Here is a 14,925-nt window from a genome sequence, read left to right on the forward strand (position 1 = left end):
TCTACAACGGGTATCTTTACCTTAACTTTACGGACAGATTTGCGCTTTTTGCTTACTCTGCTAATAATTGAACAGTTGTCGTTGTGTTACGAAGGGCGTGGCACAGCGGCAAAGTTAAAGAACGTGGAGTGAACTCATGATGCGTAAATTGCTGATTTTAGCTATTTTCGCGGCTGCTTTTTATCAGTATTACTACGGCTTCGGTGCACACATGATGCCAGATATCGATCTTGGTGAAGTTGCGGGTGACTTGAAGCGAAAAGCGGTAGAAAAACGCGATCCTACTTTGTTGAAGCTTGAATGTCCGGCAGGAACCTATGTTGCGGTAGATGAAACGCTACAATCTGCCAATTGTCAGCCGCGCACACGATTTTAAGCAGCCATTAACAACACTTTACCTTCATCAAGCTCTCCAGTAATCTAAGCCTTTCGATCTCTAAGCTGACCAGCGGATAGGCTACTCTTGAATTTAACTCGCTTTGAACAGTTTTGGCTTGCCGAGCACCAGCGCTTGCGTGACATCACTGATCCTCAATTACAGCAAGCGCAATTTAAGTTCAGTGAGGTTTCCGCCGCCACACCCCAAGCGCAGCTATTGCAGCGCGCAGTGCGACTGAGCGAACGCCAAGGCGTCTTGACCCAGTTGCGGCATTGGCAGCAACTCAGACGTCTGCTATCAGTTATTTTTGCCCTGCTTGCGCTGCTAGCGGGTATCGGGACCAGTCAGGCCGTATTAAGTCAGCCACAACCGATCTCGTTGTTGTTTGCAGTGAGTTTATTGCTACTGCCGAACCTCTTACTTTTCGTCTTTTGGGTTGTTTTTGCGCTGCGACGCCCGCGACCAACGGGCGTCACCGGCGTTGCTTATACGTTATTGACGCTCTTGCAACGCAAGCGAGGCGAGGGTGCACTTGAGCAAAGTTGGCTTAACCACGTGCAGCAACAACGCTTGTTACAACCCTTGATGGCACTTACCACCCATGGTTTCTGGCTGTTACTTTCCAGCGCTGCGTGGCTTACCTTAATCATTTACTTGAGCTTTAATGACTATAGCTTTCAATGGGCGACGACGATCTTAGTAACTGACCAAGTGCAAGGCATTGCCCAGCTGATCAATAGTGTTCCGAACCTACTCTTCGCTGCAACGCTGCCACCGGTGACGGATTCTGCCGCGACTCTAACCGATGCCAACGCCGCTGGGCGTTGGTTAACGTTGTGTGTATTGACCTATGGCGTGCTACCGCGGGCCTTGGCGGCATTCGGTGCATTACTGTTGTTGGTTTGGCGGAGCCAACAAATGCAATTACCAGTGCAGTTAGAAGGACACGCTGCGGTGGTGCAAGCTATCGCCCATGCACAACAGCGCGGAACCACAGTGGATGCCGATAGCGGTGATGGGAGGGCACGCCCACGCTTCCAATATGCGACACATGGCAGCGGTCACTATACCGTGAGTATGGATTACGAAGCCGATCCGCATGCCACAGTAAGTGACGATTATCTCGGTGTCGTTGCCAGCTATGCCGATAAACAAGCCTTAGTCACACGTTTTACAGCTGTGCCTAGCGCCCAGTTGCAGGTTCGCATTGCCGCACAACTCACGCCGGACCGGAGTAGTTTACGTTATTTAGCTCAACTCGCTGCGACCACGCAGCAGCTTACGGTGGTTTTGGTTCGCGGTCAGCAAGCGACCTACTTAACGCAGTGGCAACAACAACTCGATCAGTATGGAGTAGACTATGTCGTTGCTTAAAATCGCTGTCGTTGGCCATACCAATGCGGGTAAAACCTCGTTACTCCGCACACTCTTGCATGCGCGCGAATTTGGAGAAGTAGATCAACGGCCGAGCACCACGCGTAGCGTATTGGAACAGGGCGTTTGGCTTGAAGGACAACAGTTATTAGCGTTTTACGATACGCCTGGGTTGGAATCGGGTTCGGAACTGTTTGTTGAAGTCGAATCCTATGTTGCGCAGTATCGCCATGATGGGCCAGGGCAAATTAAGGCGTTCCTCGAAAGCTCAGCGAGCGAAGCGAATTTTGCTCAAGAAGCCAAAGTGTTACGGCAGCTATTACAGTCAGATGCTGCTTTCTATGTTATTGATTGCCGCGATCCGGTATTGCCAAAATATCAAGACGAATTGCACTTATTAACGCGCTGTGGCAAGCCACTCATCCCAGTTTTGAACTATACAGCAGCGCCGGAACAGCAAGAACAAGCTTGGCGTGATGCGCTAGCGAAATTGAGTTTGCATGCAGTGGTGGCCTTCGACACTGTGACGCCGCCAGAGGGCGGTGAAGCCTATTTGCTGGAAAGCTTAGCGACCGTGGTGCCTGCCGCAGCTCAACCGCTCAAACAACTCATTGCATGGCGTAAACAAGAACGGAAGCAACGCGTAACAGGTGCCTTAAGTGCAATCGCTGCACTACTGGTTGAGGTTGCAGGGTATCGCGAAGTGGTTGCGGATAGCGCGACTGACTCCGAGGTTGCTGTAGCTGTATCGCGCCTGCAGCAACGGATTCGTGAACGTGAACAAGAGACAGTACGCAGCCTCTTGGGGCGCTTTGCATTTTTGCCTGAAGATGCGGTCACTGAGCAACTTGATAGTGAAAGCGGTCAATGGCAGGACGATCTTTTTGCTCCAGAAGTCTTAAAGGCGTGGAGTAAGGATGCCGGCTTTGGTATTGGTGCCGGCGCTGCCGCCGGGGCAGGCATTGATCTTATGGTCGGCGGGCTAAGCTTGGGCGCCGCGACAGCTCTTGGCGCGGCAGCAGGAGGCCTTTATCAGAGTTGGCGACATTTAGGGGATAAACTTAAGCAACGTTGGCGTGGCCAGCGTGAACTCACTGTAGATCACGCGACCCTCGCGACTTTGGCGGGGCGACAGTTGTATTTATTGCAACAATTGGCACGGCGCGGTCATGCCGCAACCGAAACGCTTACGATAGCCAAGCATCACCGCTTAAGCCGCACGCAATTTAAAGATATTCAGAAAGCCTTGGCTCCCATCAGCAGTCATTCGCCTGATGTCGACCAACAGAAGGTTATTAGGGAAGTTATGGCAAAGCTAGAAGAGAATTGGTCGGCGTGACTGGATTTGAACCAGCGACCCCTGACACCCCATGACAGTGCGCTACCAAGCTGCGCTACACGCCGACCGAGCTCGTTATATTACTGCTTTTTTCTAATTTAACAAGCCATGAAGCACCGCTTAGGGTTTAACTGGCGATTTATTCGTCGCTTTGCTTACTAAAGCGCTGTAAGTGCTTTATGCCATCGACTAAGATTGGTGTTGCGGGAGCCACATTGGGCATTGTTTCGAGTGTCGTATTGGCAAAACTTCGTACACGACCATCAGTGCTTATCACCGTTGTCGCATCGACATCGTAGACCACAAGATCACGGCCAAAACTGGTCATTACCGGGAACTCACGTTCTTGCGTAAGGAAGATATTCCGGCCCGTCGCAAAACTCTCAACACCGCCAGCACAGGTCATATAACGCTGCGTAAGAGTTGGCGCAAGATCGGTTAACAACGCTAAGTCTTGTTGTGCGAACGGCAGGTTAGAGGTGTAGAGAAGCGGTACCTGCACGGCCGCCAAGCTATAGCTCTCGCTATTTGCTTGCGTTGTCGCGGCGTTGTTTAACGCTGTGACGACGACTTGGTGACCCGCGACAATCTCAGTTGCCAAACGCTCCAATACTGCATTCGATACTTCGGTATGTAATGCGAAGGTCAGGCTGTCGCGATAGCTTTCTGCGGGTGTCGCGCGCAAATAATCGCCCACAGTAAAGGCTTCGAGCTCGCCCGTTACTGTGACGCTGACTTGGTAGTCGTTGAGTTGCTGCCAGAACGCTGGTGGTTGCTGCTGCGCCGCGATCGGTTCACGATAGATATCCGCCAAACCATAAAGCAGCTCAAATAGACCTCCGGAGCGCGTGGTGTGCCCAACCAGTGGCGATTCAAAGCGCTCAAGTTGCGGCAAAATCCCCATTAAACGTTGTTGTTCTGCCGCTGTGAGAGCATCGAAAACCACTACGTAGGTATTGTTTGTGGTGCCTTGGCGTGCGCACATCAGGTTTTGTGGTGGATAATTGAGGTTAATTTGTTCAGTCCCTTTCAGTAACCGATCGGTGGCTTGTGAGCGCTCCTCCGCCAGCCAACCATGCTTGCTCATAAGCGTTTGCGCGGTAGTGGGATAAGACAATGGGAACAAGTCGTCTTGTTTGGTGATCGGCGTATAGAATACTGCGTCAGCCCAAATGTGAATGCTGTGACTGGCTAAAAAACACAGCACAAAGACGGCACTAAATGAGGCCCCCCAATGTTTCTCACGCAAACGGTCAAGACGCTTCCAGGCGATGTTGGCGAGGGCAAGCTCAAACACCAGTAGCACCACGAATACCAACAACATACCCAATAGAAGAACGAAGCTGGCACCGGCAAAGGCAGTTTCAGCATCGAGCGCCAACTGTGACAACGAGTAAGTATTTAGATGATAACCGTATTGACGGAAGAACAGCGCGTCAGCCACTAGGGCAATAAGCCCAAAGGCGGCAACGAGGGTCGCAACTCCTTTCAGAAAACGCGAGAACGGAATAATCAAACAAAACGGAAAAATCAGAATGATAAAGGTAATGAAAGGCAAAAACGCAAAATGGCCCAGCCAGCTGATAAGCATGTAGAAGCCACCTAGGAAAGTCGAGGGTGTTTCCGCAGCTTCAATGTAGAGCGTGCCAATGGCAAGCGCCAACAGAATATTGAAGAAGGTGAACCAGTGTCCCCAACTGATCAAGCGAGCAATTTTGTCTCGGCGCTGTTTGCGTTGTCTCATGCGTGGCCTAAAAAAATCTTATTTAGTCAACGATTGTAGCAGGACTTTACCAAATTGTTCAGCCACTTGCTGCGCTTGTTGTGGTGCGTAGTGCTGGGAAAGGATATGCGTCACCGCATTGCCAAGGGTCATAAGTGCAAGGTCCACCGGCACGTTTTCTTTGTGTAACGTGTCGAGCACGTCATTGAGAAGTTTTTCCTGCTGGGCAGCATCATATTTTGACACGATTGGCATCGATTTTTTTCCTTACATGTTAGAATGCCCGCAATCTTATCACAGGCGCAACCATTTGCAGTAAGAAAGGAATGCAGCACCATGCAAGCAGACGTACAGCACAGTATCATCCATCAGTTTTATACCAATGACGGCCAAGTAGGCCTGCGCGTAGCACCTGCGACCTTAGCCATTAATGATGAGGTGGGCCAGTTACTGGATGAGTTAACAGAAGTTTACCAAGCTAAACCAAGTAAAGGTTATGCACGTTTTTTGCGTCCTGAAGATGATCACGAACGCAGTGTTGAGAGCAACTTTCCTGAATTGCTAGAAAAGTGGCGACAGGGCAACGAGGAATTCGTTAATTTTTCGCAAGAGAGTGCCAAATTACTGCACCAGCAATTACAACACTATGGGATCTTAGAAGCCGGCTTCTTACTGGTGGCCAGCTATCGTGAACGTGGCCAAGATTTTCTTGTTGTGGCATTTCTGCCAAGCCAAGAGGGGGTCACTATTGCGCCGGACTTAAGCGTCGATAAATCTTCGCAATTAGCGATAAGCAAGGTCCAATTGGCGGCAACGATCAATTTAACCGAATGGCAAGACGAACCTGAATCGACGACTTATATTTCCTTTATTAAAGGTCGCGCAGGACGCAAAGTTTCCGACTTCTTTCTCGATTTTCTCGGCTGTGCCGAGGGCTTGAATGCTAAGAAGCAGTCGCAGCAGCTCATCGAGAGTGTCAGTCGTTATGCGCAAGAAGAGCAACTCGAAAACGAACAAGCTCGGCAATTGCGTAAATCCGTGTATGACATCTGTGACAATCAATGGCAGCAAGGCGAGCCAGTTCGCATTAAAGATTTGTCAGAGCAATTACGCGATGCTGTCCCGGTCGAGCGGAGTTTTGCTGACTTTAACCAAAGCCAAGAAGAACGTGCTCTCGTTGCGGAGTTTCCGACGGATCGTTCGACGCTAAAAAAGCTGGTGAAGTTTCAGGGGCAGGGCGGCGGTTTAAGCGTTGGCTTTGATCAGGACCTTTTAGGCGAACGTGTCGAATATGATCCTCACAGTGATAAATTGACGATTCATGGTACCCCACCGAACCTGCGTGATCAGTTGCGTCGTTATTTTGGCATTGATAGTTGATTTACCCGCAAAACAGGTAATAAAAAACGGGGTATACGGAATATCTGGTTGATAGCTTATGTGCGTAAAACCTTTATTTTCATTTTCTCTACGGAAAAAATGGTTGGTGGAGGTCTCCTGAGGTAGCTGTGCAGCAACTAACTTGCCATACGTAAGAAAATTCATAGTCAACTAAGAATCGTGCGGCTAGCCGAATTAAAGACAACAATGCCCACTGCATGAGCGAAAAATTGATTATTAGCAAATAACTTTCGATCTATATCTTTTTTGAAACAGACTGTCGTAAATGCTTAATGTCGCGCAGTGGTGGTGCGCCGAATACTTGGTTATATTCACGGCTGAATTGCGTGGCGCTGTTATAGAGGGCTGGCAGACAAACGCGAAAAATAGCGCAAAAACACTCTCAACCTATTGAACTACTGATTTTTTGGTCACCCAACCTCCCGAGTACATGCCATTCTGGCCGATAAGCGGAACTTGGCCTTGTTGTCGACCCCGCATACTCTACCCGACTGGGGACTGACCTTAGCGGATGCGGATTGCCTGGAAGACGTCGTGCCGAAGACCGGGCTGGTTTGAGTGAAGATGCTACAGCGTTGTGGAGCGCTCGGCGCCAGCTTTTTTAAGCCGGTTGCCGGTCACGGTGCAAGGGTGTCTACCAGGGCGACAATACGCTGAAGGCCTCCTGTCTCTGAAAAAGTGAGGAGTTACCTGTCTCACTGGAAGGAGAAGTTCCTTAGCTAGCCTCGGAATCCGCGTGATGTTGCATATTGATCTGGCGCAAGCCTGATCCCAGATCAATGTGTGACTTATGTTGGCCTCAATGATTAGCTTACGATTTACTGTTACTGAGTCAGCAATAGCAGGACAGCGATATGGACCCACAAATCCCTCGAGATCAGTTTCCTTTCACCAGTGCTCGGGTGGCAAGGCGCTGGCGCAAGTTTACTGGATGAGCGCTTGAAAGACCTTGGGGTTACCCAGGCTCGATGGTTCACCATGGTCTGCCTGCAGCGTGGTGGTGGAGGATTGACCCAGCGGGAGTTAAGTGGCTATTCAAAATTTATCGTGCGCTCAGACCCGTAGCCGCCGAGTAGGCGACAGACCTCCTTGCTGAGGTGGTCAAATGAGAGATAGGCACTCAACGGTAGCCATGCGTACTTCATCTGCCGCCACAGAATCTCTATCAGGTTAAGCTCCGGCGAGTAAGCCGATAGGTAGACCAGATGCACACGATGCGACATCCACTCCATAATCTTCCTTCTGAAGGCCTTGGAGCGATGCATGCTGGCATTGTCGAGCACCACGATGGCGAAGGTATCGGGGTCTTTCTGGGCCACAAATTGATCAAATGCTTCGATGACTGTCTCGGTAGTCACCGGCTCCGTGGAGGTATGGTAGACCAGCTTCCCGGCTCGGCTGAGGAACCCCAGTACGTTCAACCTTCGGCTATGGGAGTAGGCGGTCATCTCAAAGGGCTGCCCAATGGGACTCCACGCGTATGGAACCGGTGACGACTGCGAAAAGCCCGACTCATCGAAGTAATAGAGCTCGTGCTCACCCAGGTCTTCCCGCTCCTGAAGCACCTTGAGAAGGCCTTGAGTGTTGCGGAAATCCGTTTCGTCGCGCCGTGCCTTTAGTGAATGCCGAATACGCTTGAAGCTGAGCCTATTTTTTTTTCAGCGCCCTGCGGAGCGTCACCATGCTGATGTTTTTCCCGGTCTCTTCCTGAAAGCGGGCATGCAAGGAGCGGAAAGGATCAAGATCCACGGTGACTGGTTTCCTGTCAAAGCCAGATTGGAAGTGTTGAGTGGGCTTTCCGGGCACGGGGATTTCGCAGAGATTGAACAGTGGCTTGCTCAGAGTGACCTGGCCCCCGAAACGCCGATCAACCTGATCCACGGTGATCCGGAGGCGCTGGAGGCGCTGAGGGATCACTTGCGTCAGAACACCCGGTTTGAGGTGGATGTGGCAGGCTACCAATCCATTTTGCGTCTTTGACGATGCCCTGACGGCCATCTTCGAGGGCGACCTGAATGAGCCGCTTAAGATCCGGCAACGACCTTGACCGCGGCGGCTGCCGAGTGCTATAGTGGACAATCTCATTGGCTGGAGTGAGAGGCAGTGGCCCTGATCCCGGCTCCAACCTGAACAGTAATGTCATAAGGAGTGTTTGGTGAAATCCCAATCCTGGCTCTGGTCTCTGATAGCGGTGTTGGTGCTCGCCGGCGGTTCTTATGGGGTTTTTGTTCTGTTTGGGGAAGAGCCCTTGCCGCAGGGAATCGTCTATGGCAATGGCCATATCGAGGGGCGGGAAGTGCGGATCGCGGCCGAAGTGGCCGGTCGGGTCATCGAGCACCATCTCGCGGAAGGCAGCAAGGTTTCGGCTGGCGACACGGTAGCCGTGATCGACCCCGCCGATGCCAGAGACCGCCTGCGCTCGGCACAGGCCGAGCTGGCCTCGGCGCGGGAAGTCCGTGACGGCTTCGACAGCCAAATCACCACCTGGCGTCATCATCTCAAGAATGCCGAGAAACAACGGCAGCGGATCCGGGACTTGCGGTCCCGCAATCTGGCCAGCTCGAGTGATCTGGATCAGGAGGAAAATGCCGTCAGTGAGGCCCGGGGCCGACTTGAGTCTCTCCAGCGGCAGAAGGATGCCGCCGAAGAACAGGTGGCTGCAAGGGCGGCGCAGGTGGCACTGGCTGAATCGCAACTGGACAAAGCGGAGGTTGCCGCTCCGCTCTCCGGAACCATCCTGATCCGGGCGGTGGAGACGGGAGAGGTTGTCGATACCGGCCAGCCGCTGGCCACGATGGTGAATCTGCAGCAGCTCGAACTCAAGGTCTATGTCCCCGGTGATATCCTCAACCGGATCAGCTTGGGGGATCCCGCCAGAATCCGCGTGGACGGTTTGCCCGGGGACTTTTCCGCCAAAGTCGGCAGGATTGACGATTTCGCCCAGTTCACCCCCCGCGATGTCCACATGCCCGACGAGAGAGTTCGGATGGTCTATGGCGTTACCCTGGTGCTGGATAATCCGGCCGATGCTCTGAAACTGGGTATGCCGGCAGATGCCTGGATTCGCTGGGATCCGGACGCCGAGTGGCCAGCGACCCTCTCGGTTCCGGCGCGCTGAGCCGTCATGTCTTCCCCGGAACCCATCGTCGCCAAAGGCCTTGGCCGCCAATTCGGAGACAATGTTGTCATCGAGCCACTGGATGTTTCCGTTGATCGCGGCCAACGAGTGGGCATTGTCGGTGCTGATGGCGCTGGCAAGACGACGCTGTTACAGATGTTGGCTGGCATCCTGGACCCCACTGTGGGGGAATGCCGGGTCCTGGGCTTCGATACCCGTCGTGAGGCCAAGCAGGTTGCTGCCCAGATTGGCTATATGTCCCAGGGATTTACGCTTTACGATCGACTCAGCGTCAAGGAAAACCTGAGCTTTGCCGCTCGCATCCGGGATGTGCCCGACGAACTCTATCGGGAGCGTTCAGAAAGGTTGCTATCCATGTCGGGGCTTGGCCGCTTTACTGACAGGCCCGCCGCCAAACTGTCCGGTGGCATGCAGAAAAAGTTGTCGCTATGTACCAATCTGGTCCATGAACCGGAGCTGCTGATCCTTGACGAACCGGGGCTCGGCGTCGACCCCCTGTCCCGGCGCCATCTCTGGACCATGCTCGACCGCTTCCGGTCGCAGGGCCTGACCATGGTTGTGGCTACCTCCTACATGGACGAGGCGGAGCGCTGCGACAGGATACTGCTGCTGGAACAGGGCCGCGTTCTTGCGGATGGGTCGCTGGAAGAGCTGCTGAGGCCCGCCGCCGGAAGGGTGTTCACTGTAAATGCTGGAGATACCGGACGAGGCTTGCGGGAGTTGTCCGGCATCCTGGCTCAAATTGACAGCGTCCATTCAGTGCAGTGGTTGCCGGATCACCTGCGACTGGTGATGAACGCGGACATCGCTGAAAACCAGCTCGCCGAGTTATTGCCCGAGGGAACCCACCTGGCGGCGGCCGAGCCCCGGCTCGAGGATCTGTTTGTGCTGCGGACGGACAGGAGGGCCGGCGAGCAGCAGTTTCCGGAATTGGCCCGGCAAGACAGGGGAAAAGAGGAAGGGCTGGTGGCCACCGGCCTGAGCGTCCGCTTCGGACATTTCAAGGCCGTTGACCGGGTGAGTTTCGAGGCGCCATCTGGCGAACTGCTTGCGTTGCTGGGGCCCAACGGGGCGGGCAAGACAACCCTGATCAGGGCCTTGTGCGGGCTGGTGGCCATCGATGAGGGCAACGCCCGGGTGGCCGGGGTGAGCTCCGGCGGGGGTAGCACCGCATTGCGCCGGCAAATTGGTTATATGTCACAACGGTTTTCACTCTATCTGGAACTGACCCCCTGGGAGAATCTCCGCTTCTTTGCCAATGCCTACGGCCTGGCCGGAGGCGCGGCGCGGGCTGCGATCGACTGGGCCAGGGAAGTAACGGGGCTGACAGATATTCCCGACAAGCTCACCGGTGATCTTTCAAGTGCCTTGCGCCAGCGTCTGGCGCTGGCCTGCAGCCTGCTTCACCGGCCCCGGGTCTTGTTCCTTGATGAGCCCACCTCGGGTGTCGATCCCGTCGCCCGGTACCGTTTCTGGCGGGTTATCCGTGAGCTGGCCGCCAGCGGTATGACCGTGCTGGTCACTACCCACTACCTGGAGGAAGCGGCCTATTGTGATCGTTTGGCGTTAATGCTGGACGGGCGGCTGCTTGCACACGGTAGCCGATCATCGCTGAATCATTCGCTCGGCCTCGAAGCCGACGCCACGGTGGAGATGCTCTTCACGGCGGCCATAGAACAGGCGGGAACGGCCAATTCCCGGGCGTTGGGACCATGAAGGCTCATCGGCTTGGAGCCCTCATCGTCAAGGAAAGTCGCGAGCTGATTCGCGACCCGGTTACCATTGCGTTGGCCGTGATCATGCCGCTGATCATGCTTTTTCTGTTCGGCTATGCGGTCAATCTGGATGTGGAACAGGTTGCCGTGGGCATTTACGATCTGGACAACACGCCGGCAAGCCGCGACCTGTCAGCCCGTTTCGACAGCTCACGGTATTTTCAATTAGAGCAGAAAACGACCGATCTCCGCGATCTGGAGTCGGCACTGCAAAGCTCGACCATCAGCATGGGCGTGGTGATTCCAGCCGGCTTCGCCCGGCAACTGCTCAGAGGCGACGAGGCGCCTGTCCAGGTGATCGTGGACGGCGGCTATCCTGTTCTGGGTCGATTGGCATCGGCCTATGCCGAGGCGGTAATCGCAAATTTCCCCGCCCCGCGTCAGAGCGCCGTCCGGGTCCAGGCCAGGGTCTGGTTCAATCCCTCCCTGCGCAGCGTCAATTTCGTCATCCCCGGGTTATTTGCCGTGATCCTGATGGCGTTCCCACCCCTGCTGACCGCCCTGGCGATCGTGCGTGAGAAAGAGACCGGTACGATTGAGCAGATCTATGCATCGCCGGTCACCTCAACCGAGTTTGTTGTCGGCAAGCTGGTGCCCTACGGTCTGGTGGCTTTCCTGGAGATTCTTATGGTCATGGTGGTGGGGTTTGCCTGGTTTCAGGTCCCCATTGCCGGCAGCCCGATACTGCTGCTGACGTCCGCTTTCGTTTATGTGCTGACCACGGTGGGTATCGGCCTGTTGGTCTCATCCCTGGTCCGTACCCAGTTGGCGGCCATGTTGATAACGCTGATTGTCACCTTGATGCCGTCGTTTTTGTTTTCCGGTTTTCTGTTCCCTCTGTTCACCATGCCTCTTGCCCTGCAACTGTATAGCTGGCTTTTCCCTGCCGGTTATTTTATGGAAATCTCCCGGGGCATCGTACTGAAATCAGCCGGCCTTGAAGCCGTTCTGCCAAATCTGATGATGTTGATCGTCTATACGGTCCTGGTATTTGTCTTCGCGGCCTGGCGAATGAAGCAGAAGGTGGCCTGATGGGAATTGCCTTATTTGGTTTGTTGCGCAAGGAGCTCGTGCAGTTCTTTCGTGACCGGTTGATACTGACCCTGATACTTTGGCTTTACACCATTGAAGTCGTCATTTGTGCCGTTGCGCTCAGTTTTGATGTAAGCCACCTGCCCCTGGCGGTGGTGGACGAGGATCGCAGCGCCTTGAGTCGCTCGTTGATCCAGAAATTTGCGGTGAGCGAAACCTTCGACCTGAAATTTCAGGAAACCCGTGTGGCAACCGCCACTGACCTCCTGGAGAAAGGCGATGCCACCATGGTGTTGGTCGTTCCCGCCGGGTTCGAAGGTGCTCTTCTCGCTGGTAAGAGTGCTCAGCTCCAGTTGCTCCAGGACGGCACCAATTCCAACATTGCCGCCAATGCCGTCAATGATGCTCTGCAGATCGTCCAGCGCCAGGAGCGCGAAGCGCTCCCTGCTGCCGGGAAGAAGGGGGTCGCGGTACCCCTGATCCGTATCTGGTATAACCCCGATCTGACAACATCGGGTTTTATCGTGTTATCGATGATTGCTCTGGCCGGTATGATGGTGGGCGTTATTCACCCGGCCGCCTCTATTGTCCGGGAAAAGGAGCGAGGCACTATCGAGCAGCTGCTGGTGACGCCCATTTCCACCCTGGAACTGTTCCTGGCCAAGGTCACACCCACGCTGATCATGGGCGTACTGTCCATCTTTCCGAGTTTGGTGATTGTCAGAGTCTTTGATGTGCCCCTTCAGGGCAGTCTGCTTTTATTTCTGGTGCTGACCGCCATCTTTTTGCTCAGTGCGATTGCGCTGGGCGTACTGATTGCCGCCTACAGCCGGACCCTTCAGCAGGCGTTGCTGCTCTCCTTTTTCGGACTTTTCCCGCTGATGTTCCTGTCGGGCAGTTTGACGCCGGTAGAAGCCATGCCGCCTTTCCTGCAAAGCCTCTCCCTGCTGAGTCCACTGCGTTATTACATGGATATCATCGTCGGTATTTTCCTCAAAGGCGCCGGCCTGGCGGTTCTCTGGGATGAGGCTCTCGCCTTGCTGGTAATCGGTGTCACGCTGTTTATTTTCTCCCTTTGGGTCTTTCGACGCCGGGTACAATGAGATCGGTTGGGTGAGTGCCTGACGTTTGTCGCTACACGGCCAAGAGGATACGGCGCATAGGCATCAGGATTACCGTGATTATTCATTTTCATCAGTAACCTGAATCAATGGGATGGACTCCTCCTCACCTCACCGGCATCTACGTGCCAAAATGGTGAGTGATTTGGCGAGAGTCAGTGGGGCGATTTCATCCATGAACTCAACCATCATCCCTGTGTTGATTTTGCCGAGCGCAAACCGAACAACCAGCTGCATGTCGTCTACGATGGAACCCATTGGTCTCTTGACGAGTTAATGGAACTGATCAAAACCCACGGAGGCGGGTTGCAGGCCGGGTGGTGGACCCAGCGGAAACTGGCGTGGTGTCGGTTTACAGACGACAATGTTCGGGCCAACGCAAAACATGATCCGTTTTGCTGTTCCAAAATCCCACCTATGAAGCGTAAATAGAAACGACAATAACCGGAGGTTGAATGAGCAGGGAGCAAGACAGAACCACTCGCTATCAGGAAGGCAGTCTCACCCTGCCAGGAACCGTCATGCTGGGTACCGGCGTCATGATAGGCGCTGGTATTTTTGCGTTGACCGGACAGATGGCACAGATGACGGGCGTTCTGTTCCCCCTGGCGTTTCTGGCGGCCGCCGTGATCGTCAGCTTCAGTGCTTATTCCTACATCAAAATTTCCGATGCGTACCCGTCTGCGGGCGGTATCGGCATGTACTTACACAAGGCCTACGGAAACCGGCTGCCGACCGCATTTAACGCCTTGCTGATGTACTTTTCCATGGTGATCGCCCAGAGTTTTCTGGCCCGCACGTTCGGCTCCTACACCATGCAGCTCTTCGGTGGCGACGAAAGCGGGCGAATGGTGCCCATTCTCGGGGTGTCACTGATCCTGGCAGCGTTTCTCATAAATCTGCTGGGTAACCGGATGATTCAGGGTGTGGCTTCCTTTATCGGCGTCCTGAAAATCGGCGGCATACTGATTTTCGGGTTGGTGGGGGTATGGGTCGCCGACTCCATATCGGTTGACTTCTCGAATCCCGGAGAGGCCGGAACTGTGGGCAACTTCCTTGGAGCAACCGCGCTCGGAATTCTAGCTTTCAAGGGCTTCACCATACCATTACCAACAGCGGCTCCGAAGTAATAGACCCCAAGCGGAACGTAGGACGGGCGATCATTATTTCCATTGCAGCCTGCGTGGTGATCTATACGTTGGTGGGCTGCCGGACTTCGCAGAGGAACTCAACTACGGGGTCGATCTATCAACCATCTGACGGCGGTATCAGGTTGGTGGGGTGAGAGAGCTCAATCAACCATTAAATCCGTATACCCAAAAAACGCCAGCTCAGAACCCTGAACTGGCGTTTTAGCTTTAAAGTTTGCTATTTCTGCACGGGTTATTTCTGCACAGGAGTTATATTCGTGGCGTGAAGACCCTTTGGCCCTTCTTCGAGTTGAAACTCGACATCTTGGCCTGCTTTGAGAGTGCGATAACCTTCCATCTCAATCGTTGAATAGTGCGCGAAGATATCACCTTCACGGTCTTCTGCTTCAATGAATCCAAAACCTTTTGAGTTATTGAACCATTTCACTTTACCGGTTGCCATACTTCTACTTCCTTTAATTCTGCAGTTACTATTTAATTATTGTTAGAAT

The 14,925-nt window shown here is 53.8% G+C and carries 14 protein-coding genes, 1 tRNA gene and 1 pseudogene; 10 read left to right on the plus strand and 6 right to left on the minus strand.

What is annotated here, in order from left to right:
- Positions 1-136: 136 nt before the first annotated feature.
- The 3 genes from CWE21_RS01300 (at position 137) to CWE21_RS01310 (ending at position 3,092) form a co-directional block, all read left to right on the plus strand.
- Complete coding sequence (locus CWE21_RS01300; RefSeq protein WP_126832414.1) at positions 137-376, plus strand: hypothetical protein; 240 nt, start codon at positions 137-139, stop codon at positions 374-376.
- 87 nt (positions 377-463) lie between these two features.
- Positions 464-1,753: a DUF2868 domain-containing protein gene (locus CWE21_RS01305; RefSeq protein WP_126832416.1), complete on the plus strand. Its 1,290-nt coding sequence runs from the start codon at positions 464-466 to the stop codon at positions 1,751-1,753.
- Complete coding sequence (locus tag CWE21_RS01310) at positions 1,740-3,092, plus strand: GTPase/DUF3482 domain-containing protein (protein ID WP_126832418.1); 1,353 nt, start codon at positions 1,740-1,742, stop codon at positions 3,090-3,092. The genes CWE21_RS01305 and CWE21_RS01310 overlap by 14 nt, the downstream gene beginning before the upstream one ends.
- Here the strand turns inward: CWE21_RS01310 and CWE21_RS01315 are convergent.
- The 3 genes from CWE21_RS01315 to CWE21_RS01325 all read right to left on the minus strand — a co-directional run bounded on the left by CWE21_RS01315 (position 3,081) and on the right by CWE21_RS01325 (position 5,070).
- Positions 3,081-3,157 (minus strand) — tRNA-Pro (locus tag CWE21_RS01315). The genes CWE21_RS01310 and CWE21_RS01315 overlap by 12 nt on opposite strands.
- Positions 3,158-3,231: 74 nt before the next feature.
- A complete protein-coding gene (locus tag CWE21_RS01320) occupies positions 3,232-4,836 on the minus strand; it encodes a DUF3413 domain-containing protein (protein WP_126832420.1) in 1,605 nt (534 codons plus the stop codon).
- 18 nt (positions 4,837-4,854) lie between these two features.
- Positions 4,855-5,070 carry a YejL family protein gene (locus CWE21_RS01325; protein WP_126832422.1) on the minus strand — a complete coding sequence of 72 codons (216 nt, stop codon included), beginning with the start codon at positions 5,068-5,070 and terminating at the stop codon, positions 4,855-4,857.
- 81 nt (positions 5,071-5,151) lie between these two features.
- Here CWE21_RS01325 and yejK point away from each other — a divergent pair, with 81 nt between their 5' ends.
- Positions 5,152-6,195 (plus strand): nucleoid-associated protein YejK, encoded by a 1,044-nt coding sequence (yejK, locus tag CWE21_RS01330; protein WP_126832424.1) that lies wholly within the window; start codon positions 5,152-5,154, stop codon positions 6,193-6,195.
- A 1,052-nt stretch (positions 6,196-7,247) separates the two neighbouring features.
- On the opposite strand, the pseudogene CWE21_RS01350 reads toward yejK, so the two are convergent.
- Positions 7,248-7,947, minus strand: a pseudogene (locus CWE21_RS01350) (IS630 family transposase); the annotation flags it as partial.
- Here CWE21_RS01350 and CWE21_RS01355 point away from each other — a divergent pair.
- The 5 genes from CWE21_RS01355 to CWE21_RS01375 all read left to right on the plus strand — a co-directional run bounded on the left by CWE21_RS01355 (position 7,936) and on the right by CWE21_RS01375 (position 13,265).
- Positions 7,936-8,196, plus strand: a complete 261-nt coding sequence (locus CWE21_RS01355; protein WP_241970189.1) for an MBL fold metallo-hydrolase RNA specificity domain-containing protein — start codon at positions 7,936-7,938, stop codon at positions 8,194-8,196. The pseudogene CWE21_RS01350 and the gene CWE21_RS01355 overlap by 12 nt on opposite strands.
- Before the next feature lie 175 nt (positions 8,197-8,371).
- Positions 8,372-9,334: an HlyD family secretion protein gene (locus CWE21_RS01360; protein WP_157982715.1), complete on the plus strand. Its 963-nt coding sequence runs from the start codon at positions 8,372-8,374 to the stop codon at positions 9,332-9,334.
- A gap of 6 nt (positions 9,335-9,340) precedes the next feature.
- The gene (locus CWE21_RS01365) at positions 9,341-11,071 is read left to right on the plus strand and encodes an ATP-binding cassette domain-containing protein (RefSeq protein ID WP_058091965.1); all 1,731 of its coding nucleotides are present in this window, start codon (positions 9,341-9,343) and stop codon (positions 11,069-11,071) included.
- Positions 11,068-12,162, plus strand: a complete 1,095-nt coding sequence (locus tag CWE21_RS01370) for an ABC transporter permease (protein ID WP_126832428.1) — start codon at positions 11,068-11,070, stop codon at positions 12,160-12,162. The genes CWE21_RS01365 and CWE21_RS01370 overlap by 4 nt, the downstream gene beginning before the upstream one ends.
- The gene (locus CWE21_RS01375; RefSeq protein WP_008172526.1) at positions 12,162-13,265 is read left to right on the plus strand and encodes an ABC transporter permease; all 1,104 of its coding nucleotides are present in this window, start codon (positions 12,162-12,164) and stop codon (positions 13,263-13,265) included. Before CWE21_RS01370 ends, CWE21_RS01375 begins: the two co-directional genes overlap by 1 nt.
- Before the next feature lie 129 nt (positions 13,266-13,394).
- On the opposite strand, the gene CWE21_RS13395 is transcribed toward CWE21_RS01375, so the two are convergent.
- Positions 13,395-13,541, minus strand: coding sequence for a hypothetical protein (locus CWE21_RS13395; protein WP_008172239.1), 147 nt, complete (start codon positions 13,539-13,541; stop codon positions 13,395-13,397).
- A gap of 197 nt (positions 13,542-13,738) precedes the next feature.
- On the opposite strand from CWE21_RS13395, the gene CWE21_RS01385 reads away from it, so the two are divergent.
- Positions 13,739-14,413 (plus strand): APC family permease, encoded by a 675-nt coding sequence (locus tag CWE21_RS01385; RefSeq protein ID WP_241970190.1) that lies wholly within the window; start codon positions 13,739-13,741, stop codon positions 14,411-14,413.
- 253 nt (positions 14,414-14,666) lie between these two features.
- On the opposite strand, the gene cspD is transcribed toward CWE21_RS01385, so the two are convergent.
- Entirely contained in the window at positions 14,667-14,876 is a 210-nt protein-coding gene (gene cspD / locus CWE21_RS01390; protein WP_126761954.1) for a cold shock domain-containing protein CspD, read from the minus strand.
- Between the last annotated feature and the right edge of the window lie 49 nt (positions 14,877-14,925).

This window comes from Pseudidiomarina aquimaris, from assembly GCF_003987395.1.
In the GTDB taxonomy this organism is placed as follows: domain Bacteria; phylum Pseudomonadota; class Gammaproteobacteria; order Enterobacterales; family Alteromonadaceae; genus Pseudidiomarina; species Pseudidiomarina aquimaris.